General features: G+C 72.4%; 15 protein-coding genes, 1 rRNA gene and 1 pseudogene. 10 read left to right on the top strand and 7 right to left on the bottom strand.

The genetic code is table 11. The features are described from left to right. The first annotated feature begins 250 nt into the window (after nucleotides 1–250). Both rrf and V6N00_RS10705 read left to right on the top strand, forming a co-directional pair. A 5S ribosomal RNA gene (rrf, locus tag V6N00_RS10710) occupies nucleotides 251–367 on the top strand. Between the two features lie 266 nt (nucleotides 368–633). Further along, nucleotides 634–1,146: a GNAT family N-acetyltransferase gene (locus V6N00_RS10705; RefSeq protein ID WP_334232212.1), complete on the top strand. Its 513-nt coding sequence runs from the start codon at nucleotides 634–636 to the stop codon at nucleotides 1,144–1,146. Between the two features lie 36 nt (nucleotides 1,147–1,182). Here the strand turns inward: V6N00_RS10705 and V6N00_RS10700 are convergent, their stop codons facing one another. From V6N00_RS10700 to V6N00_RS10690, 3 genes are all read right to left on the bottom strand, one after another. Then, on the bottom strand, nucleotides 1,183–4,950 hold the full coding sequence (locus V6N00_RS10700; RefSeq protein ID WP_334232210.1) for an error-prone DNA polymerase: 3,768 nt from the start codon (nucleotides 4,948–4,950) through the stop codon (nucleotides 1,183–1,185). 75 nt (nucleotides 4,951–5,025) lie between these two features. Continuing rightward, nucleotides 5,026–6,639, bottom strand: coding sequence for a DNA polymerase Y family protein (locus tag V6N00_RS10695; protein ID WP_334232207.1), 1,614 nt, complete (start codon nucleotides 6,637–6,639; stop codon nucleotides 5,026–5,028). A gap of 1 nt (nucleotide 6,640) precedes the next feature. Continuing rightward, nucleotides 6,641–7,513: a P-loop NTPase family protein gene (locus V6N00_RS10690; protein ID WP_334232205.1), complete on the bottom strand. Its 873-nt coding sequence runs from the start codon at nucleotides 7,511–7,513 to the stop codon at nucleotides 6,641–6,643. 217 nt (nucleotides 7,514–7,730) lie between these two features. On the opposite strand from V6N00_RS10690, the gene gcvH reads away from it, so the two are divergent. The 5 genes from gcvH (at nucleotide 7,731) to V6N00_RS10665 (ending at nucleotide 10,891) form a co-directional block, all read left to right on the top strand. Continuing rightward, on the top strand, nucleotides 7,731–8,117 hold the full coding sequence (gcvH, locus tag V6N00_RS10685) for a glycine cleavage system protein GcvH (RefSeq protein ID WP_334232203.1): 387 nt from the start codon (nucleotides 7,731–7,733) through the stop codon (nucleotides 8,115–8,117). A gap of 160 nt (nucleotides 8,118–8,277) precedes the next feature. Further along, nucleotides 8,278–8,745, top strand: a complete 468-nt coding sequence (locus V6N00_RS10680) for an FHA domain-containing protein (protein WP_334232201.1) — start codon at nucleotides 8,278–8,280, stop codon at nucleotides 8,743–8,745. An 86-nt stretch (nucleotides 8,746–8,831) separates the two neighbouring features. After that, nucleotides 8,832–9,497, top strand: coding sequence for a transcriptional regulator FtsR (gene ftsR, locus V6N00_RS10675; RefSeq protein ID WP_334232199.1), 666 nt, complete (start codon nucleotides 8,832–8,834; stop codon nucleotides 9,495–9,497). A gap of 24 nt (nucleotides 9,498–9,521) precedes the next feature. Continuing rightward, complete coding sequence (locus tag V6N00_RS10670) at nucleotides 9,522–10,040, top strand: bifunctional nuclease family protein (protein WP_334232197.1); 519 nt, start codon at nucleotides 9,522–9,524, stop codon at nucleotides 10,038–10,040. 263 nt (nucleotides 10,041–10,303) lie between these two features. Further along, nucleotides 10,304–10,891 (top strand): MerR family transcriptional regulator, encoded by a 588-nt coding sequence (locus V6N00_RS10665; RefSeq protein WP_334232196.1) that lies wholly within the window; start codon nucleotides 10,304–10,306, stop codon nucleotides 10,889–10,891. Between the two features lie 173 nt (nucleotides 10,892–11,064). Here the strand turns inward: V6N00_RS10665 and V6N00_RS10660 are convergent. Then, nucleotides 11,065–11,909 (bottom strand): annotated as a pseudogene (locus V6N00_RS10660) (ParA family protein). Nucleotides 11,910–12,098: 189 nt separating this feature from the next. Here V6N00_RS10660 and V6N00_RS10655 point away from each other — a divergent pair. Together V6N00_RS10655 and V6N00_RS10650 are read left to right on the top strand one after the other, a co-directional pair. Continuing rightward, nucleotides 12,099–15,524 carry a pyruvate carboxylase gene (locus tag V6N00_RS10655; RefSeq protein WP_334232194.1) on the top strand — a complete coding sequence of 1,142 codons (3,426 nt, stop codon included), beginning with the start codon at nucleotides 12,099–12,101 and terminating at the stop codon, nucleotides 15,522–15,524. A gap of 10 nt (nucleotides 15,525–15,534) precedes the next feature. Further along, the gene (locus tag V6N00_RS10650; protein WP_334232192.1) at nucleotides 15,535–16,965 is read left to right on the top strand and encodes a mycothione reductase; all 1,431 of its coding nucleotides are present in this window, start codon (nucleotides 15,535–15,537) and stop codon (nucleotides 16,963–16,965) included. A gap of 48 nt (nucleotides 16,966–17,013) precedes the next feature. Here V6N00_RS10650 and V6N00_RS10645 read toward each other — a convergent pair whose 3' ends face one another. Continuing rightward, entirely contained in the window at nucleotides 17,014–18,819 is a 1,806-nt protein-coding gene (locus V6N00_RS10645; RefSeq protein ID WP_334232190.1) for an AMP-dependent synthetase/ligase, read from the bottom strand. Nucleotides 18,820–19,035: 216 nt separating this feature from the next. Here V6N00_RS10645 and V6N00_RS10640 point away from each other — a divergent pair, with 216 nt between their 5' ends. Continuing rightward, entirely contained in the window at nucleotides 19,036–20,160 is a 1,125-nt protein-coding gene (locus V6N00_RS10640) for an ROK family glucokinase (RefSeq protein ID WP_334232188.1), read from the top strand. 161 nt (nucleotides 20,161–20,321) lie between these two features. Here the strand turns inward: V6N00_RS10640 and V6N00_RS10635 are convergent, their stop codons facing one another. Further along, complete coding sequence (locus V6N00_RS10635) at nucleotides 20,322–20,726, bottom strand: hypothetical protein (RefSeq protein WP_334232186.1); 405 nt, start codon at nucleotides 20,724–20,726, stop codon at nucleotides 20,322–20,324. Continuing rightward, nucleotides 20,723–21,529 (bottom strand): alpha/beta hydrolase, encoded by an 807-nt coding sequence (locus V6N00_RS10630; protein ID WP_334232185.1) that lies wholly within the window; start codon nucleotides 21,527–21,529, stop codon nucleotides 20,723–20,725. The genes V6N00_RS10635 and V6N00_RS10630 overlap by 4 nt, the downstream gene beginning before the upstream one ends. Nucleotides 21,530–21,614: the final 85 nt, after the last annotated feature.

Below are 21,614 nucleotides of genomic sequence, written 5' to 3'. Positions count from 1 at the left end.
TGTGGAAGCGAGGACTGAAGACTCGTGAAGCTGACCGGTACTAATAGGCCAACAACTTACACCACACACCACCCAGGTAACTGGTGTGGTGGCCAGGATTACCCTGTTCGCGTCCACCATGCAGCTCCCGATCAACAAACCCCACCCCACACACGTCTCACGTGTGACTGGTGTTGGGGGAACATCAGGGAAAGATGACACCGACCAGCTGGTGTCCCACAGTTTCACCCCGGAAATGGGGGAATAGTGTTACGGCGGCCATAGCGTGGGGGAAACGCCCGGACCCATCCCGAACCCGGGAGCTAAGACCCACAGCGCCGATGGTACTGCACTCGTGAGGGTGTGGGAGAGTAGGACACCGCCGGACAACCCGTAACCGAGACGCCTCGGACCACACCCCGCAACGACGCAGGGCACGGTCCGAGGCCTCTCGCATTTAACAACCCGACCACCACACCATCCCGGCACTCCCCAATCGGCCGGCCCTTCGCATCGTGAATCCGGCGATGTGTGACGCCGCAGCGGATGGGCAGCCTGCTGCCGGATGATTCTGTCGGCGGTGTTCCCTACACTCCTGATCACAGGGCGGACGTGGGCGTCCGCCACGAGACAGTCAGGCTGAGGAGGGCGACCATGGCAGGAACCATCACGCTGACCGCGCAGACCGCACCGCTGGAGCGTGAGCCGGCAGTAGTCACCCGGCCCGCGACCGACGGCGACATCCCCGTGCTCGGTCAGCTCTACTACTCCTCGTACGCGGACAGCCGTCCGTGGACCCAGGAGGAGGCCACCGCCGATGTGCGGAAGGTATACGCCGACGAGTTCGGCCGTTTCCTGCCCGAGGCGTCCCTGGTGGTCCCCGATGAGCAGGACAACCCGCTGGCGGCCCTGCTCGTGGTCGACGGCTTCCCCGATTCGGGCCTGCCCGAGGCGCCGTTCGTCCTCGAGCTCTTCACCCACCCGGACCACCGACGCAAGGGCTATGCCGAGGAGCTGGTGCGCCAGGCCCTCGCCAGGCTCGCGGAAGCGGGCTACGAGCAGGTGGCACTGCGCATCAGTGAGAACAACGCGGCGGCCCTGGCGCTGTACCTGACGCTCGACTTCCAGCGCTGGGACCCGCCGACGGACGACGACATCGACTACTGACGCTCCTCGTCCGCCGTGGAGAAGGCGTGGCCTCCGTCAGTGGAAGTCGCGCGAGGTCAAGCGCAGGGACAGGGGCAGCTCCTCGAGCCGGTCGGCCACGAGATTGGTGACTCCCTCGGCGGAGCGTTCCAGGACCCCGCGCACGATCATCGCCTTCGCGTCGCGCGCCGTCCGCCGGTAGCGCGCCCAGACCCCGACGCTGCAGATCACGTTGAGGATCCCCGTCTCGTCCTCCAGGTTGAGGAACGTGATGCCCTGCGCGGTCTGCGGCCGCTGCCGGTGGGTGACGATCCCGCACACCTCGACCCGTCGGCCCGGCACCGCCTGCAGCAACCGGGCCACCCGGAGCACCTTCCGTTCGTCCAGCCGGGCGCGCAGGTGGGCGATGGGGTGGTCGTCGGTGCTCAGCCCGGTCGCCCACAGGTCGTCGGCCACCGTCTCGACGGCGGACGGCGCGTCGAACAACGGCAGCTGCAGGGGGACCGCCGTGCCCGGCAGCTGGCCTTCCCGCTCGCCCGCCGCGTGGCCGGCCTGCCAGAGCGCCTCGCGTCGGTTCAGCCCCCAGACGGCGAACGCCCCCGCGGTGGCGAGAGCCTCCAGCTGCTCGACGGTCATCGTCACCCGCCGTGCGAGGTCCGTCATGTCCCGGTAGGCGCCGTTCGCGTCGCGTTCGGTCACGATCCGCGCGGCCAGGTCCTTGCCGATGCCGCTGACACCGGCCAGGCCCAGCCGGACCGCCAGCGCCGCGTCGCGCCGGTGCTCGGCCGAGACGTCGGGAGCGTGCTGATCGAAGGGACCGACGGGCGGTTGGGTGAACGCCAGGCAGGCGTCCCGGCCACCCGGGCGCGAGCGGCCCGCCCGCGATCCACCCGGCCGTGGGCCGGATCCGTCGTCGAGCGGCTCCATCCCGGCGTCGACCCCTGAGCGGGCGATGTCCGGGCGCAGGAACCGGACCCCGTGCCGGCGGGCATCGGCCACCAGGGTGTGGGGGGAGTAGAACCCCATCGGCTGGGCCCGCAGCAGGGATGCCGCGAACACGCCCGGATAGTGCAGCTTGATCCAGGAGCTGGCGTACACCAGTACACCGAAGGAGAGGCTGTGGCTCTCCGCGAACCCGAAGTTCGCGAACGCCTGGATCTTGTCGTAGAGGACGTCGGCCTGCTCCCCGGTGATCCCGTTGCGGGCCATCCCCGCGTACAGCTTGTCCCGCAGCGTCTCGATCTTCTCCCGGCCGCGCTTGGAGCCCATCGCCCGGCGCAGCAGGTCTGCGTCCTCGGCCGAGCAGTCGCCGATCGCCATCGCCATCTGCATCACCTGCTCCTGGAACAGGGGGACGCCGAGGGTGCGCTCCAGCACGGGGATCGTCCGCTCGTGCGGGTAGGTGACCGGCTCGTCGCCCGAGCGGCGCCGGATGTAGGGATGTACCGCACCGCCCTGGATGGGGCCGGGCCGGATCAGGGCGATCTCGATCACCAGGTCGTAGAACCGGCGGGGCCGCAACCGCGGCAGCGTGCCCATCTGGGCGCGGCTCTCCACCTGGAAGACGCCGATGGAGTCGGCCCGGCACAGCATGTCGTACACGGCGGCCTCCTCCCGCGGGATGGTCTCGATCGTCCATGCCTCGCCCAGGTGCTCGCCGACCAGGTCGAACGCGTACTGCAGGGCCGCGAGCATGCCGAGGCCCAGCAGGTCGAACTTGACCAGCCCCATCCACTCGCAGTCGTCCTTGTCCCACTGCAGCACGGTCCGGTCCGCCATCCGGGCGTGCTCGATCGGCACCACCTCGCCCACGGGCCGGTCGGTCAGCACCATGCCGCCCGAGTGGATGCCCAGGTGCCGGGGGAAACTCAGCACCGACTCGGCCAGGTCGAGCACCTGCTCGGGGATCTCGACGTCGGCGGCCTCCCGCAGCGACCCCCACCGCTCCACCTGCTTCGACCACGCGTCCTGCTGGCCCGTGCTGTAGCCCAGCGCCTTCGCCATGTCGCGGACGGCGTTCTTCGGCCGGTAGGTGATGACGTTCGCCACCTGGGCGGCGTTGCGCCGGCCGTACTTGCCGTAGACGTACTGGATCACCTCCTCCCGCCGGTCCGAGTCGAAGTCGACGTCGATGTCCGGCTCCTCCTCGCGCAGGCTGGAGAGGAACCGCTGGAACGGCAGGTCGTAGAAGATGGAGTCCACGGCGGTGATGCCCAGCACGTAGCACACCGCCGAGTTCGCGGCGCTGCCCCGGCCCTGGCAGAGGATGCCGCGGGAGCGGGCGAACCGGACGATGTCGTGGACGATGAGGAAGTAGCCCGGGAAGTCCTTGGCCTCGATCACGGCCAGTTCCGCCTCGAGCCGCTCGGTGACGGCGGCGTCGGCGTCCGGATAGACCTTCTGCGCACCCGTGCGCACCAGCTCGCGCAGCCACGACATGGGGGTGTGCCCGGCCGGGACGTCCTGGTGGGGCAGCCGTGGCCGGGCGGCGCGCAGTTCGAACGCGAGCTCCTCGGCCAGCTCGACGGTCGCGGCGACGGCGCCGGGGTAGCGGGCGAACCGTCGGGCCATCTCGGCCCCGCTGCGCAGGTGTGCCCCGTCGGAGCCGGGCAGCCAGCCGTCCAGGTCGTCCAGGCTGCGACGGGCGCGGACCGCGGCCACCGCGGTGGCCAGGGGGAACTGGTCCTCGGTCGCGTAGTGCACCCCGTTGGTGGCCACGCAGCGCAGACCGTGCCGGGCGGCCAGCCCCGCGAGCACGTCGTTGTGGGTGCTGTCCGCCGGGCCGCCGTGGTCGAGGAGTTCGACGACGACGTTGTCCCGGCCGAACAGCTCCATGAGCCGGACCAGGGCCGCCTCGGCCCTTGCCGGTCCCTCCTCGGCGGGACCGCCCTCGGTCAGCGCGCGCCGGACCGCACCCTTCCGGCAACCGGTGAGGATCACCCAGTGCCCGGCGGCCGCTTCGGCCAGGGCCGCCAGGTCGTAGACCGGCCGTCCCTTCTGCGCGTCCGCGGCGAGATGGGCCGACGTCAACGCGCCGGCCAGCCGGTGATAGCCCTCCTCCCCGCGGGCCAGGACCAGCAGGTGCTCCCCGTGCGGATCGGGCTCCCCGTTCTGCGGACCGGGCAGGCCGAGGGAGAGCTCGGCCCCGAAGACGGTGCGCAGTCCATGGGCCTCGGCGGCCTCGGCCATCCGCACGATGCCGTACAGCCCGTCGTGGTCCGTCAGGGCCAGCGCGTTCAGCCCGAGCCGGACGGCCTCCTCGACCAGATGCTCGGGCGAGGCCGCCCCGTCCAGGAAGCTGTAGCTGGAGTGGGCGTGCAGCTCGGCGTACGGCACGGCGGGTTCCTCGGACGGCGTCCGACCGGCAGGCGTCCCCGGAGCGGCGGTCCCGACAGCGGCGGGCACGGGCGGCGGCGTGTAGGGACCGCGCTTGCGGGAGAACGCCGGCCCGTCGCCGCCGTCGGGTCGTTGGGTGAAACCGGGTCGTTGGGGGAGACCCCGCCGCGGGGTGGAGCCCGGCTGTTGGAAGGAGCTGGGCTGTTGGAAGGAGCTGGGCTGGTGGAAGGAGCTGGGCTGGTGGAAGGAGCTGGGCTGGTGGAAGGAGCTGGGCTGGTGGGAGGAGCCGGGGCGTGGCAAGGCACCCGGCTGCGGGGTGGCATCCGGCTGCTCGGATTCCGCGTGCTCGGGCTCCGGCTGCCGTGACCCACCCGGCTGTCGTCCGTTGCTTCCGTCGCTCGCGCTGCGATCGGTGAGCGCCGGGCCGGGCCGGTCGGAGAGCGCACGCTCGAGTTCCCGCCACGGGATCGGGGGATTGCGCCATCCCATGTCCGTCCTTCTTCCTTCTCGTGCCCTCGAGCCGCCCGCCTCGCCACGGGTATCTCGAGTCCAGTCGTGCCGGGCTCAGTCGTATCGGGCTTCGGCCCACCACAGGGAGCCGGTGGTGACCAGCAGCCAGGCCGCCGACGTCTCGTCGATCACCTGCACCCGGTCCACCCGCCGGTTCCGTTCGGCGTCCCACCAGCGCTGCCGCACCGGCCACGGGCCGGCCCAGCTCAACACCGCCCGGGTCGTCCCGGTGCCCTCGGGATCCAACCGGTCCGGGGGAGCGGAGAGCTCACCGCGCCCGGCCAGCACCACGGGGGCGCCCGTGCCGTCGAGCAGCAGCACCGGGTGCAGCCGGTCGAACACGGTGGCCGGCGGAGGACCGGGCAGCGCACCCGGCCACGGCCGGGCCGCCTCGGCGCGCACCGGCGCCGGCACCGCGTCCCCCCACGGCACGAGGACCCGCCGCTCACCCAGCAGCCGGCCGCCCCCGGTGACCGCGGTGAGCACGCCCCGGTGCCCGAGCATCGACTGGATGCGGGTCAACCCGTGGTCCACGTGCTCATCCACCCCGGCGCCCCACAGTCCGTCACCGCTCTGCCCGATCGGCTCGGTGCGTTCCGGGGTCAGCCGGACCCGGGCGACGGGCTGCTCGAGGCGCCCGGCTCCGGGCGCCGGGCCCGAGGAGACCTCGCCCTCGAGCTGCCAGCGGATCCGATCCGTGATCTCGGCGGCGGTGAAGTGCCGGGGATGCGTCCAGGAACGCTCCGAGGCGATCCCGTCCTCGCCGGTCAGTGTCAGATGGATCCGGGTGCAGGCCAGCCCCGCGTCGGCCAGGGTGGAGACGACGTCCTCGGCCGCCACCCGGAACGCGAAGGCCACCTGGTCCGCCCGCGTCAGTGGGGGCTCGAACTCGGCGACCCGGTCGAAGTCCTGCGGCGGGGTGCGGGCGACGACGGACCGGGGATCGGTCCCGGCGGCCCACCGGTGCAGGTCCACCCCGGCCGCCCCGAACCGGGCCCGCACGGCCCCGGCGTCCATGGCGGCGAACTCGCCCAGCGTGTGCCGGCCCAGCCGGTGCAGCAGTGAGACCAGCACCGGATCCGGCAGCACCGCCACCGGCAGCGGTGCCAGGAACGCAGCCGACCGGCCGGCCGGGACGACGACCAGCGGCACCTCGTCCGTGGCCCGGTCGGCCGCCTGCTGCGCCGCGAACAGGGTGTCCGCGATGCCGATCCGCCCCGGCACGTGCTGCCCGTCGAGCACGTGCAGCAGTGCCCGGGCCGCTTCCTCCTCGGTGCCGTGATAGCGGCGCACTCCGCGGGCCCGCAGCGCGCAGCGCCCGGGCTCGATGATCTGCACCGCCGGGCTGATCTCCTCGAGCGCCTTGACCACCGGCTCGAAGGCCTGCTCGTCGGCTGCCGGATCCCAGCCGGTGACGGCGAGTTCCGGACAGCGGGACTGGGCGTCCCGCAGTCGTTGCCCGGGCTGCACGCCGTCGTGCTCGGCCTCGACGGAGGCCACCGCCACCCGGCCGCGGTCGACGACGGCAGCCGGCCCGGCGGAGGGCAGCCGACCGGTGGTGCGGGCCGAGATGACGGGCCACCGCGGGCTGAGCACCACGACCACCCGGTCGGTGCCGGTGCTGCCGCCGGTGCCCCTGGTCGCCGCGCGTCCTGACGACGGGCTCATCTCATCCCGCCCGGCTGGCGCGGCGTTCCCAGCTGGGCCGCCCCGTCGACGCGGTACTGCCTGATCCGGTGCTGCCGGCACCGACACTGCCGGCACTGGTGCCACCTGATCCGGTACTGCTCGGATCCGCGGTGCCCGTGCCCGGGACGAGTGCGAGCCCCGGCCGCACCGGGCCGCCCAGATCCACCTCGCCGGTGCGCCGGCGTCCTCCGGCCCTCCGGTCGAGCACCTCGACGAGCAGGTTCCGCCCGGTCAGATACCCGTGCCCGGATCCCAGGCCGGACCACCGACTGCCGGTGACCCGCAGCGTCGCCTCGGTCTGCGGCCAGGGTCCCAGCGTGATCATCGTGGCCCGCCGCTGGCGGAGCCGGGCGTTCAGCCGCGCGACGTCGCCCCCGGCGATGGAGGGCGGGGGGACGACGACCATTACGGAGAGCACGTCGATCATCGCGGCCGCGACGGCGGCCCACTGCTGCCCGGCCGAGGGCACGAGGATCAACCGCTGCAGGTCGATCCCCAACCCGGCGGCGGCCTCCGTGCCCAGGTCCGGCATGCCCAGGGCCCCGCACCAGGCCCCGTCCGCGGAGGCCTGCGCGATCATGCTCAGCGCCAGGGTGGTGGAGCCGAGGACGGCGTAGCTCGATCCCGCGACCAGTCCCTGCGGCAGGAGCGGCGTCAGTGCCTCGGGCACGGGGAACCGCTGCGCTGCCAGATGGGCGGCCTCCAGCTGCCGGATCCTCGACCGCAGGGACGCCGTGATCGCCGAGGTGGCCGCCGGCGATCGGGCCGGTTCGTGCTCCCCGGCAGCACCTCCCGTGAGGACGTCCGCCTCCGGCCCCGCGTCGGCGAGAAGCACGCCGCGCCGGGCGGACACCGGCGCAGGCGAGAAGGCGGGAAGAGACATGACCCCATGTTCGAACACATGTTCGAATGTGTCAATCGAGCCGTCCACAGGGTCGAACCAGGTCCCCGAGGACCGATGAAGCCGCTGGTGAGGGCCCTGTGGACAGTCGTCGGAGCGCGTGCGGTGATGTGCCTATACTCGACGGACTCTCCCTCGACGAGGGAGGCCGGGTCGAGGAAGGCGTCTCATGTCCACCATCCCCGAAGAACTCAGCTACACCGAGGAGCACGAGTGGATCTCCGCGGTGGACGAGCAGACCGTGGTGCGCATCGGCGTCACCGATTTCGCCCAGCAGGAGCTCGGTGACGTCGTGTTCGTGCAGCTGCCCGAGGTCGGCACCGCCATCAGCCAGGGCGAGGCCGTGGGGGAGATCGAGTCCACCAAGAGCGTCAGCGAGGTGTTCGCCCCGCTGGACGGGGAGATCGTGGCCCGCAACGAGGCGCTCGAGGACGATCCGGCGCTCGTGAACTCCGACCCGTACGGGGAGGGATGGCTCTTCGACCTCCGGCTGGACGACCCGCAGGCCGTTGACCAGCTGCTCGATGCGGCGGGCTATCAACAACAGGTAGGCTGAGACCACCGCGGAGGAACCACGCGCCGGCAGCCGGTGCGTACCTCGGCGTTGCGGTCGCTGCGGGGGAGCAGGCGACGCGACGGACCAGGCCGATGACCACGGGGACGCACCCCGGAGGGATGGGAAACGCAGCATCGTGAACACACCACGGGAGTCGTCGTTGGACACGACGTCGATCAACGTCGCTCCGATCACCGGAGCGCACCATGTGGTACCCCGGCTCAGCCCCGAGGAGCAGGCCTCCATCGACGCGCTGCCGGTGGGCTCCGCGCTGCTCATCGCCCACCAGGGGCCCAACGCCGGTGCCCGTTTCCTGCTGGACCAGCCGGTCACCACGGCCGGCCGGCACCCGAACGCCGACATCTTCCTCGACGACGTCACCGTCTCGCGGCGTCACGTCGAGTTCCGGCGCACCGACGAGGGCTTCGACCTCGTCGACAGCCGTAGCCTGAACGGCACCTACGTCAACGGCGACCGGGTGGACCAGGTGACCCTGACGTCGGGCGACGAGGTGCGGATCGGCAAGTTCCGGCTCACCTTCTACCCGTCGCGGGCCGCCGCGGCCGCGGGCGCCCGCAGCGCCGACTCCGGTCCTTCCGCCGTCGAACCGGGTCAGGGCGGGTCCTGAGGGTGCCCGGTTCCGACCCCGCATCGCGGCGCGCACCGGTCTCCGCGGCGACGGGGGCATCCGGGCGCGTCTTCACCATCGGCGAGGTGCTGTCGCGGCTGCGGCACGACTTCGACGCGGTGACCGCGTCCAAGGTCCGCTTTCTCGAGGAGAAGGGCCTCATCACCCCGCAGCGGACCCCCGCCGGGTACCGCAAGTACACGCACGCGGACATCGAGCGGCTGCGCTTCATCCTCGCTCTCCAGCGGGACCGCTACCTTCCCCTGAAGGTGATCAAGGAGTACTGCGAGGCCATCGACCGCGGAGAGCGGCCGGAGAACCTGCCGGCCGCGGCGGTCAGCCCCCGGATGGTCTCCCCGCAGCTGGCCGAGGACCTGTCCGCCCGCACCCGCCGGCTCTCGGCCCTCGAGTTGCGCCGGCAGGCGCAGGCGCCCAGCGAGCTGCTGCAGAAACTGGTCAGCTTCGGGCTGATCAGCCCCGTGGACGGCTACTACAACGAGCACGACCTCGCGGCGGTGCGCTCCTGCGTGCAGCTGCAGGCCCATGGCATCGAACCGCGCCACCTGCGCGCGTTCCGCGTGGCCGCCGACCGGGAACTCAGCCTCGTCGAACAGGCCATCTCGCCGCTGGCCTCCCGCCGGGACACCGCATCGCGGGCCCGGGCGGCCGAGGCGGCCCGGGAACTGAGCGAGGCGTGCCTGACCCTGCACCGCGCCCTGGTCAACGGGCGGATCGACCGGCTGGACGAGTGAACCGATGACGGAGCAGGTCGCGCGATGATCGCCATGGAGGTGCTGGGCGTCCGGATCGAACTGCCGGCCAACCAGCCGCTCGTGCTCCTGAAGGAGTCCCACGGCGAGCGGCACCTGCCCATCTGGATCGGTGCGCCCGAGGCCAGCGCCATCGCGCTCGCCCAGCAGGGCATCGTCCCGCCCCGGCCGATGACGCACGACCTGATGGTCTCCGTGATCGAGGAACTCGGGGCCGAACTGACCCAGGTGCACATCATCGCCGTGCGCGACGCCGTGTTCTACGCGCAGCTGGTCTTCGGCACCGGTGCGACCGTCTCGTCCCGCGCCTCCGACGCCATCGCCCTGGCGATCCGCGTGGACTGCCCCATCCTGTGCACCCCCGAGGTGCTCGACGACGCCGGCGTGCAGATCACCGAGGCCGGCGAGGTCACCGAGGACGACGACGAGACCGCTGCTCGTCCGTCCGAGGAGAACGCCGAGAACGAGCTGCGCCGGTTCCGCCAGTTCCTCGACGACGTCGAGCCCGAGGACTTCGAGAACTGACAGCAGGCTGTCCGGCGACGGCGTGTGCGAGGGCGACACGCCGCACCGGACGGGCCGGGGTCTTTGACCCGCCGCACCCGGGCCTCTAACGTCATTCCTAGACAGCTCCTTCGGGTCCCGTTCAGCCTCTCGCGACGAGGGTCTCGGCACGATCACGGTCCACCGCTTGTACCGGTGACCCCTGATGCGCCGGGGACCCCTCTTGGTAGACTTGGCCGGTTCCCGCTTCCCCCCAGTGGAGCTACTGATCAAGGAGGGTCCACGTGAGTCCGAAAGGTGAAACCGGCGAACTGCGCCGCGCCGCTCACGATGCGCAGCCCGAAGGTGCTCAGGGCCTGCTGTTCACGGAGGACCTTCCGGTCCTGGACGAGGACGCCGGTTACCGCGGACCGACCGCCTGCAAGGCCGCGGGTATCACGTACCGCCAGCTGGACTACTGGGCCCGTACCGGCCTCGTCGAGCCGGCCGTCCGCTCCGCCTCGGGTTCCGGCTCGCAGCGGCTCTACAGCTTCCGCGACATCCTCGTCCTGAAGGTCGTCAAGCGACTGCTGGACACGGGGGTCTCCCTTCAGCAGATCCGCACCGCGGTCGAACACCTCCGCCAGCGCGGCGTCGAGGACCTCGCCCAGATCACCCTGATGAGCGACGGCGCGAGCGTGTACGAGTGCACCTCGGCCGACGAGGTCATCGACCTGGTGCAGGGTGGCCAGGGCGTGTTCGGCATCGCGGTCGGCCGGGTGTGGCGCGAGGTCGAGGGCAGCCTCGCCGAGCTCCCCTCCGAGCACGCGGACCAGCAGGACTTCCCCGACGACGAGCTCAGCCGTCGCCGCGCGGCGCGCCGCATCTCCTGACCCGCATCTCCTGAACCCGTCCCGGATCCGTCCGGGCCCCCACCGTCACGGCCGGTCCCTCCTGGGCCGGCCGTTCTCGTGTCCGGAACCGGTCCGGCCGTGTCCGGCTGAGGCGGGGCGCACGCTCCGGGGTGACGACGGATGTCCCCGGAGCCGGGTAGCGGGCCGCGGCTTCAGGCCGTGGTCGGCAGGGCGTCCGGCGCCTCGTCCTCGATCAGGTCGCCCAGACCGGCGAGCACCGCGTCGAAGTCCCGTGCCGCGGCGGCGGCCTCGGCACCGGGCCAGTGGTGCACCGCGTGCGCGGCGCCCTGGATCTGCTGCAGCACCGGGCGGTCGACGAGCGCGGGTCGCAGCAGGAGCGAGGCGAACATCCGTTCCATCTCGCGCAGCCGGAACGCCTGCTCGGGGGCTCCTGGCGTACGCGGTTGGCGACGACGCCGGCGGTGCGCAGCCCCGGGGCGTACTCGCGCCGGAACAGGTCCATCGCCCGCAGGGTCCGCTCGGTGCCGGCCACGGAGAACAGGGCCGGCTCGGCGACCAGGAGCACCCCGGAGCTGGCCGTCCACGCGATGCGGGTGAGCCCGTTGAGGGAGGGCGGGCAGTCGATCAGGGCGACGTCGTAGGCCGCGGCGGTCTCCTCGTCGCGGGTGAGGATCCGCTGCAGCCGCTTCAGGTCGCGGCGGCCGAGGTCGGGGCGATCGAAGATGCCGCTGTACGCCGACCCGGGCACGACGTCGAGCCGGCCGGTGGTGCCGGGCACCCGGGAGCGTTCCTCGCGGCTCCACGCGCTGGCGGCGACCGCCTCGGAGAGGCGCTGCCGCCGGTCGTTGCGCAGGAGGTGACCGGCGTCGATGCCGCGGCCCCGTCGGACGGCCAGGGCCGTCGTCGCATCCGCGTGGGGATCCAGGTCCACCACCAGCACCCGCAGCCCGGCGTGCAGGGCCGCGGAGGCCAGGCCGAGGGTGACCGTCGTCTTCCCCACGCCGCCCTTGAGACTGGTGATGCTGACGACGTGCACGCGTGACTCCGCTTCCTCTCCCGGCGATGCGCCGGCGGTGCGCACCGCTTCTCATCCTAGGGGAGACAGGCCCGCGGGAAGGGGTGTGACGAGGGGCACGCCCGGGGCCGCTCCCTGACGGCTAAGGTATGAACACACCTGACCCGGGCGCGCGATGACGCGCGCGACGACGCAGAGGAGTACCGCCTCATGTTCTCGAAGATCCTGGTGGCCAACCGCGGGGAGATCGCCATCCGGGCGTTCCGCGCCGGTTACGAGTCGGGCGCGAAGACCGTCGCGGTCTTCCCCTACGAGGATCGCAACTCGATCCACCGGCAGAAGGCCGACGAGGCGTATCTCATCGGCGAGGAGGGCCACCCCGTCCGCGCCTACCTGGACGTCGCCGAGATCATCCGCGTGGCCCAGGAGTCCGGCGCGGACGCGATCTACCCGGGCTACGGGTTCCTCTCGGAGAACCCGGACCTGGCGCGGGCGGCCGCCGACGCCGGCATCACGTTCGTCGGGCCGCCGGCCGAGGTCCTCGAGCTCGCCGGCAACAAGGTCGCCGCGCTCAAGGCCGCCAAGGAGGCGGGCATCCCGACGCTGGCCTCGAGCGAGCCGAGCGCCGACCCCGACACGCTGATCGCCGCCGCCGACGAGATCGGCTTCCCCATCTTCGTCAAGGCCGTCGCCGGGGGTGGCGGCCGCGGCATGCGGCGGGTGGACACCCGGGAGGGACTGCCGGAGGCCCTGAACGCGGCCATGCGGGAGGCTGACTCCGCGTTCGGCGACCCGACCGTCTTCCTCGAGCAGGCCGTGCTGCGGCCGCGCCACATCGAGGTGCAGATCCTCGCGGACGGCCACGGCAACGTCATGCACCTGTTCGAGCGGGACTGCTCCCTGCAGCGGCGCCACCAGAAGGTCATCGAGATCGCGCCCGCCCCGAACCTGGACGAGAACATCCGGCAGGCCCTGTACCGGGACGCCGTCGCCTTCGCGAAGGCCCTGAACTACCAGAACGCGGGCACCGTCGAGTTCCTCGTCGACACCGTCGGGGAGCGCGCCGGGCAGCACGTCTTCATCGAGATGAACCCGCGCATCCAGGTCGAGCACACGGTGACCGAGGAGATCACCGACGTGGACCTGGTCCAGTCGCAGCTGCGCATCGCGGCGGGCGAGACGCTCGAGGATCTGGGCCTGAGCCAGGACACGGTGCGGATCAACGGCGCCGCCCTGCAGAGCCGCATCACCACCGAGGACCCGGCGAACGGCTTCCGGCCCGACGTCGGGCGGATCACCGGCTACCGGTCCGCCGGTGGCGCCGGCGTCCGGCTCGACGGCGGCACCATCTACTCCGGCGCCGAGATCAGCCCGCACTTCGACTCGATGCTGGTCAAGCTGACCTGCCGCGGCCGTACCTACCCGATCGCCATCGCCCGGGCCCGGCGTGCGCTCGCCGAGTTCCGCATCCGCGGCGTCTCGACCAACATCCCGTTCCTGCAGGCGGTGCTCGACGATCCCGAGTTCGTCGCCGGCAACGTGGCGACGTCGTTCATCGACGAGCGCCCCGAGCTGCTCCAGGCCCGCGGCTCGGCCGACCGCGGTACCCGCCTGCTGACGTGGCTGGCCGATGTGACGGTGAACAAGCCCAACGGCGAGAACCCCGTGCACGACGACCCGGCGCTCAAGCTGCCCGTCGGCCCGTCCGACGGGGCCCTGACGACGACGACCCTGCCGGCCGTGCCGACGTCGGGCTCCCGGCAGCGGCTGCTCGAGCTCGGCCCCGAGGGTTTCGCCGCGGACCTGCGCGCCCAGCGGGCCGTCGCGGTGACGGACACGACGTTCCGCGACGCCCACCAGTCCCTGCTGGCCACGCGCGTGCGCACCCGGGACCTCGTGGCCGCCGGCCCGGCCGTCTCGGTGCTCACCCCCACGTTGCTCTCGATCGAGGCGTGGGGCGGGGCGACCTACGACGTCGCGCTCCGGTTCCTCGGTGAGGACCCGTGGGAGCGGCTCGCCAAGCTGCGGCAGGCCGTCCCGAACATCTGCCTGCAGATGCTGCTGCGCGGCCGCAACACCGTCGGCTACACCCCGTACCCGGTGGAGGTGACCGACGCGTTCGTGGCGGAGGCCGCCGAGACCGGCATCGACATCTTCCGCATCTTCGACGCCCTGAACGACGTCAGCCAGATGGAGCCGGCGATCGCCGCGGTCCGCAAGACCGGCACCGCGATCGCCGAGGTGGCGCTGTGCTACACGGCGGACCTGCTCGACCCCAACGAGACCCTGTATACGCTGGACTACTACCTGGACCTGGCGCAACGCATCGTCGACGCCGGGGCGCACATCCTCGCGATCAAGGACATGGCCGGCCTGCTCCGGCCCGCGGCCGCCGCGAAGCTCGTCGGCGCCCTGCGGGAGCGCTTCGACCTGCCGGTGCACCTGCACACCCACGACACGGCGGGCGGCCAGCTGGCCACCCTGATGGCGGCGGTCGACGCCGGCGTCGACGCCGTGGACGTGGCGACGGCCTCGATGGCCGGCACCACGAGCCAGGTCTCGGCATCGGCCCTCGTCGCCGCCCTCGCCCACACCGAGCGGGACACCGGCCTGAACCTGGACAACGTCAGCGCCCTCGAGCCCTACTGGGAGGCGGTCCGCCGGGTCTACGCCCCCTTCGAGTCCGGCCTGCCCGGGCCCACCGGCCGCGTCTACCGGCACGAGATCCCCGGCGGCCAGCTCTCCAACCTCCGGCAGCAGGCCATCGCCCTGGGCCTGGGGGAGAAGTTCGAGGCCATCGAGGACATGTACACCGAGGCCAACCGGATCCTCGGCCGCCTCGTGAAGGTCACGCCGTCGTCCAAGGTCGTCGGCGACCTCGCCCTGCAGCTGGTGGGGCAGGGCGTGGATCCGAAGGACTTCGAGGCGGATCCGCAGAGGTTCGACATCCCCGACTCGGTCATCCAGTTCCTCTCCGGCGAGCTCGGCGACCCGCCGGGCGGCTGGCCCGAGCCGTTCCGGACGAAGGCGCTGCAGGGCCGCACGGTCAAGCCGCGCACCGAGGACATCAGCGACGAGGACCGGGCCGCCCTCGCCGGTGACTCGCCGTCCCGCCGGGATGCGCTGAACCGCCTGCTGTTCCCCGGCCCGACGAAGGACTTCACGCACACGCGGGAGCTCTACGGCGACGTGTCCGTCCTCGACACCCGGGACTACCTGTACGGGCTGCGCAGCGGCACCGAGCACGTCATCCCGCTCGAGCGCGGCGTGCGGCTGATCGCCACCCTGGACGCCGTCGGCGAGCCCGACGACCGCGGCATGCGCACCGTCATGTGCACGCTCAACGGGCAGGGCCGCCCGGTGACGGTGCGGGACCGGACCGTCGAGTCGGACGTCAAGGAGGCCGAGAAGGCCGACCCCGGCAACGCCGGCCACGTCGCGGCGCCGTTCGCCGGAGCCGTCACCGTGACCGTCAACGAGGGCGACACCGTGGCCCCCGGTGGCACGGTCGCCACGATCGAGGCGATGAAGATGGAAGCGGCCATCACGAGCCCGGCCGGCGGCACCGTGTCCCGGGTCGCGCTGCAGGGCGTCGCCCAGGTGCAGGGCGGGGACCTGATCGTGGTCCTCGGATGACCGACCGCCGATGACCGCCCACCACGACCTGGTGATCGTCGGTTCCGGCTCGGGGAACAGCCTCCTCGGGCCGGAGTGGGACGACCGGTCCGTCGCCATCATCGAGGGCGGGACCTTCGGCGGGACGTGCCTGAACGTCGGGTGCATCCCGACCAAGATGTTCGTCTACCCGGCCGGTCTCGCGGGCGCACCCGCCGAGGCCGGTCGGCTCGGCGTCGACCTCACCCGCGACGCCGTGCACTGGCAGCAGATCCGGGACCGCATCTTCGGGCGGATCGACGCCATCTCCGCGAACGGCCGGGCGTACCGCGACGCCGGGCAGGAGAACGTCACGCTCTACGCCGAGCAGGCGCGGATGACCGGACCGCGCGAGTTCGTCACCGCGTCCGGGCGCACCGTCACCGGGGACCAGGTGGTGATCGCCGCCGGCTCCCGCCCCCGCGAACTCGCCGTGCTCGGCGCGGGCCTGCCGCAGGTGCACACCTCGGACACCGTCATGCGGATCCCGGAGGCGCCTCGCCGGTTGGTGATCGTCGGCGGCGGGTACATCGCCGCAGAGTTCGCCTCGATCTTCGCCCAGATCGGCGTCGAGGTGATCCAGGTGGTGCGCGGGACGGGCCTGCTCACGCACCTGGACGCGACCATCTCGGAGCGGTTCACGCAGCTGGCCGGCAAGCAGTGGGAGGTCCGGCTCGGCACCGAGGTCACCGCGATCACCCCGGCCGACGAGGACGCGCCCGGAACCGGCCCCGTGCGGGTGTCACTGATGGACGTCGACGGGAACGACGCCGGCCACGCCGACGCCGACCTCGTGCTCATGGCCGCCGGTCGCATCCCCAACACGGACCGGCTCGGCGCCGTCGACGCCGGGCTCGACCTGCACGACGACGGGCGGCTGCGCGTGGACGGGTTCCAGCGCGTGCTCGCCGACGATCGGCCCGTGCCCGGGCTCTGGGCGCTCGGCGACATCAGCTCCGAGCACCAGCTCAAGCACGTGGCCAACCACGAGGCCCGGGTCGTCGCGCACAACCTCACCGCCACCGGCCCCCTGCTGGCCAGCGACCACCGGTTCGTGCCGTCGGCCGTGTTCACGCACCCGCAGCTCGCTCAGGTGGGGATGACGGAGGACGAGGCGCGGAACCACTGCACCGCCGTGGGGGAGGAGCTCGCCGTCGCCGTCCAGGAGTACGGCAGCACCGCCTACGGGTGGGCGATGGAGGACGAGACGGGCATCGTCAAGCTGCTCGCCGAACGCGGCACGGGTCGCCTGCTCGGCGCCCACCTGCTCGGCCACGAGGCGTCGATGCTCATCCAGCCGCTGATCCAGGCGATGCACACGGACCTGCCGGCCCACCGGATGGCCCGCGGCCAGTACTGGATCCACCCTGCGCTGACCGAGGTCGTCGAGAACGCCCTGCTCAGCCTCAACACCGGCGGCTAGCGGTCTCGTCCCGACCGGTTCGGGGTCGTCAGCGCTGGTCGGCTGTGCTCAACGCTGCTTCGCCGTGTAGATGTCCTCGATGACGTCCTCGAAGTCCGCGATCACCCGCGCCCGCCGCAGCTTCAACGACGGCGTCAGGTGGCCGGTGGCCTCGGTGAAGTCGGTCGGCACCACGCGGAACGCCCGGATCGACTCGGCCCGGGACACCTTCTCGTTCGCCCCGTCCACGAGCTCCTGCACGCGGGCGAGGACGGCGTCGTTGCCGGCGGCCTCGGCCACGGACAGGGTCGGCAGGCCGTTGCGCTGCAGCCAGCCCGGCAAGGCCTCCTCGTCGAGCGTCACCAGCGCGCTGATGAACGGGCGGTGGTCGCCGACGACGATGCACTGGGAGATGAGCGTGTCGGCGCGGATGGCGTCCTCGAGGCCGCTCGGGGCGACGTTCTTCCCGCCGGAGGTCACGATGATCTCCTTCTTCCGGCCGGTGATGCGCAGATAGCCGTCGGCATCGAGCTCGCCCAGGTCACCCGTGTGGAACCAGCCGTCGGTGAAGGCCTCGGCGTTCAGGTCGTCCCGTCGCCAGTAGCCGGGGCTGACGCACACGCCGGTCGCGAGCACCTCGCCGTCGTCGGCGATCCGGATGCCGTTGCCCGGCAGCGCCGGTCCCACGGTGCCGATCTTGATCTTCTCGGGAGTGTTCACGGTCAGCGGCGCCGTCGTCTCGGTCAGGCCGTAGCCCTCGAGCACAGTCACGCCGATGCCGTCGAAGAAGTGACCCAGGCGCTCGCCGAGGGGGCCGCCGCCGGAGACGGCGAAGCGGACCCGCCCGCCCATCGCCGCGCGCAGCTTGCCGTAGACGAGCCGGTCGAACACCGCGTGCTTGACGCGCAGCCCGAGCGGAACGGAGCCGTCCTGCCGCGCCCGCGACCAGTCGATCGCGACCTGCTCGGCCGCGGCGAAGATCTTCCCGCGCCCGCCGTCCTCGGCCTTGAGCTTGGCGGCGTTGTACACCTTCTCGAACACGCGGGGGACCACGAGGATGAAGTCGGGGCGGAAGCCCTGCAGGTCGCGCAGCAGATTCTTCACGTCCGGGGTGTGGGCGACGACGCAGCCGGCGGAGACGGCGAGAACTGCGATGAAGCGCGCGAACACGTGCGCCAGCGGCAGAAACATGATGGTGCGGGCGCCGTCGTGCGCGACGGACGCGATGGCGGCGGCCGCATTGTCGGACAGCCGCACGAAGTTGCCGTGCGTCAGGGCGACGCCCTTGGGCCGACCCGTCGTCCCCGACGTGTAGATGATGGTCGCGGTGTCCTCCAGGCCGGCGGCGCTGCGCCGTTCCTCGAGGGTGTCCGCGGGAACGTCCCGTCCGGCCTCGACGAGCGGGGCGAGACCGGCGTCGTCCATGACCCAGATCTCCCGCACCGCGGAGAGATCCTCCTGCCGCCGGGCCCGCTCGACGATGTCGCGATGCCGCTCGGACTCGACGAAGATCGCCGTGGCCCCGGAGTCGCTGAGGTTCCAGGCGACCTGGCTGGGCGCAGAGGTCTCGTACACGGGCACGGACACCGCTCCGGCGAACCAGATCGCGAAGTCGACGAGGGACCACTGGTAGCTGGTCGAGGACATGATGCCGATGCGGTCACCGGGCCCGATGCCGCCGGCGATCAGTCCCCGGGCGATCGCGGAGACCTCCGCGAGGAAGCGGGAGGCGGGCACGTCCACCCAGGCGTCGTCGGCGCCGCGGCGGGCGAACAGCGCGGGGTCGTTCGGACGGGCCACCTGCCGCAGCAGCAGATCGGTGATGTTCAGGTCCGGGTCCACTTCGACCAGGGCCGGGACGACGGCTTCGCGCACGAGAGCTCCTTCGACATCGTGTGCAGCACACGCACGGGTCGGCCCTGACGTGGAGGCCGTCGCCGCCGTCTGCTGGTCGGATCAGCTTATCGGCCGGATACGGGCATCATGACCGAAGTTACTAACGAGTAACTATAAGCCGACGGGTCTCCCGGCCAAACTCGCGGCGATCCCGCCGGCCGGGTCCGCCCATCTCTCCGACCTACACTGGCGGCCATGGACGACCTCTCGCTGCCCGCTCCCGGTTCCTCCCGCACCGCCGGCGGCCGCGACCGGTCCCTCGGGCTGGGCCGGGCCCGGCCGTGGCCGGTCGCCCGGCACACGCGGCGCGATCCCCTCGGCGCCCGGTCGCCGCGTCGGTTGCCGTCCCGGCTGGCCCGGCGCTCGCTGTCCCTCGGGGTCGACATCGGCGGGACGAAGGTGGCGGCCGGCGTGGTCAACGCCGAGGGGGCCGTCATCGCCCGGGCGCAGCGTTCGACGCCGGCCACCGACGCGGCGGCGGTCGAGGAGACCATCGTCGGGCTGGTCCGCGAGTTCTCCGCCGAGTACCGGATCCTCTCGGTCGGCATCGGCGCCGCGGGGTGGATGGACCTGAGCGGCTCGACCGTCCTGTTCAGCCCGCACCTGGCGTGGCGCAACGAGCCGCTGCGGGCCACGCTCGAGGCCCGGCTGGGTCGCCGGATCCTCGTGGTCAACGACGCGGACGCCGCCGGGTGGGGCGAGTACCGGTTCGGCGCGGGACGGCACGTCTCCCGGCTCGCGTGCATCACGCTGGGCACCGGCATCGGCGGCTCGCTCGTGCGCGACGGGCAGCTCGAACGCGGCGAGTTCGGCCTGGCGGGGGAGTTCGGCCACCAGATCGTCGTGCCGGACGGGCACCGGTGCGAGTGCGGCAATCGCGGCTGCTGGGAGCAGTACGCCTCGGGCAACGCGCTCGGGCGCGAGGCACGGGGCCTCGCCCGGGCGGCCTCGCCCGTCGCCCACCGGCTCCTCGCCGAGGCCGGCGGCGACCCCGAGGCGATCTCCGGTGCCCTCGTCACGGCTCTCGCCATCGACGGGGACCCGGCCAGCCGGGAACTGCTCGAGGACATGGGGACGTGGCTCGGGATCGGGCTGGCCAACCTCGCGGCGGCGCTCGACCCCGGGCGGTTCGTCATCGGCGGCGGCCTCGGCGCGGCCGGCGACCTCCTGCTCGAACCCGCCCGGCGCGCCTTCGCCCGGCACCTGACCGGCCGCGGCTTCCGCCCGGTCGCCCCGATCGAGGCCGCCGAGCTCGGTCCCGACGCGGGCCTCGTGGGAGCGGCGGATCTGGCACGCGTCAGTTCCCGCGCTCGCCGCTGATCACGCGGCAACCGACGGTCTCGTCCGCGCTCGTCCGCGCTCGTTCGCGGCTGCAGAGCCGGTCGGTCCCGTCTGTGCGTGCTGAGTCGGGCGGTGTCGACCTGGGCCGGACTGATCCGGGGCCGTACTGATCCGCGCGGTACTGAGCTGGGCGCCGAGCGTCAGACCTGCGCGCCGTCGTCGCCGTCGTGCCGGTCGCGCGGCAGCCGGTAGCCGAGGTACCCGGCGCTGACCAGGAACAGCCCGGCGAGGGCCCACGTGAGCAGGCTCGGGGTGGAGCGGGCGAACACGGTGATGACGAGCAGCAGCCCGAGGGAGACCCCCACGCCGGTCCACGCCGCCGCGAGGGCCGGCTCGGCCGTGCTCAGCGGCGCCGGCTCGGGCGGCACGAAGTCCTCCTCCGGCTCCTCGACGACGTGGTCGCGCGGGCCCGCAGGGTCGGGGCCGGCCGGGGTGGACGCCGGCGGTGGGGTGACGGGATCCGACTCGTGGAAGCGGCGGACCAGGTCCTCCCACGCCGCCTCGTCGTCCGAGCGGGACGGGTCCACCGGACGCGGGTCGCTCATCGCGCGGGCGCCTCGTCGACCGCGTCATCGCCGCGGGCGTCCATCCGAGTGCCCGGATGGACGCACGCGTCGAGGAAGCGGACCGAGGCGTCGAAGATCTCCGGAGCGTCGTTGTCCAGCGTCGCCACGTGGTAGCTGTTCTGCAGCCGGACGACCTCGGGTGCGGCCCGCAGGCCGTCCACGATCGCCGTCAGGCTGCTCTCGGGCACCACCCCGTCGACCGTGGACCTGAAGATCTGCACGGGAGCGTCGATGTCACCGAGCAGCGGCACGGTCGCGGCGAACAGCCGGGCCAGCTCGTGCGTCGCGGCCAGGGGAGTACGCGGGTAGGCCTGCTCGTCGACGCCGGGGGCCTTGATGTCGCTGCCGATCGCGGGCAGGGACCGGCGGACGTACTTCAGCGCGCCGACCCAGCGCGCCGCCGGGGACGCGAACGTCATCGCCGGGTTGACGAGCGTGACACCGGCGACGGGGTACTGGGCGGCCAGCCGCAGCGCGAGCGTCCCGCCCATCGACAGGCCGGCGACCGCGACGCGGTCGACCTGGTCGGCGAGGTCGTGGTAGGCGGTGACCAGGCTGCCGTACCACTGCTGCCAGCTCGTCCGATTCAGCTGCTGCCAGCTCGTTCCGTGCCCCTCCAGCAGCGGCACCCGGACCGCGAAGCCCGCGTCGGCGAGATGGCGCGCCCAGGGCAGCACGGAGACGGGGGAGCCGGTGAATCCGTGACAGACGACGACGCCGGTGCGCTCGCGCTCGCCGGAGCCGGCCCGGGAGAACGCGAGGAAGTCTTCAGTGGCCCGCATGGTCCTATCGTGCCACTGAAGGCACCGTCGTGGTCGGTCCCGTCGCCACGCGCAACATCCCGTCGCCGGAGCGGCTCGCCGGTAG

This window comes from Tersicoccus mangrovi (genome assembly GCF_036881825.1).
GTDB lineage: Bacteria > Actinomycetota > Actinomycetes > Actinomycetales > Micrococcaceae > Tersicoccus > Tersicoccus mangrovi.
Note: the sequence above shows the minus strand (reverse complement) of the source record. Positions and strands in the feature narration are given on the sequence as shown.

What these genes read in the sequence shown, in the direction of transcription:
- V6N00_RS10630 (WP_334232185.1), bottom strand. Translation starts at nt 21,529, where the DNA reads ATGCGGGCCACTGAAGACTTCCTCGCGTTCTCCCGGGCCGGCTCCGGC.
- V6N00_RS10700 (WP_334232210.1), bottom strand. Translation starts at nt 4,950, where the DNA reads ATGGGATGGCGCAATCCCCCGATCCCGTGGCGGGAACTCGAGCGTGCG.
- V6N00_RS10655 (WP_334232194.1), top strand. Translation starts at nt 12,099, where the DNA reads ATGTTCTCGAAGATCCTGGTGGCCAACCGCGGGGAGATCGCCATCCGG.
- V6N00_RS10705 (WP_334232212.1), top strand. Translation starts at nt 634, where the DNA reads ATGGCAGGAACCATCACGCTGACCGCGCAGACCGCACCGCTGGAGCGT.
- V6N00_RS10670 (WP_334232197.1), top strand. Translation starts at nt 9,522, where the DNA reads ATGATCGCCATGGAGGTGCTGGGCGTCCGGATCGAACTGCCGGCCAAC.
- V6N00_RS10635 (WP_334232186.1), bottom strand. Translation starts at nt 20,726, where the DNA reads ATGAGCGACCCGCGTCCGGTGGACCCGTCCCGCTCGGACGACGAGGCG.
- V6N00_RS10640 (WP_334232188.1), top strand. Translation starts at nt 19,036, where the DNA reads ATGGACGACCTCTCGCTGCCCGCTCCCGGTTCCTCCCGCACCGCCGGC.
- V6N00_RS10695 (WP_334232207.1), bottom strand. Translation starts at nt 6,639, where the DNA reads ATGAGCCCGTCGTCAGGACGCGCGGCGACCAGGGGCACCGGCGGCAGC.
- V6N00_RS10650 (WP_334232192.1), top strand. Translation starts at nt 15,535, where the DNA reads ATGACCGCCCACCACGACCTGGTGATCGTCGGTTCCGGCTCGGGGAAC.
- gcvH (WP_334232203.1), top strand. Translation starts at nt 7,731, where the DNA reads ATGTCCACCATCCCCGAAGAACTCAGCTACACCGAGGAGCACGAGTGG.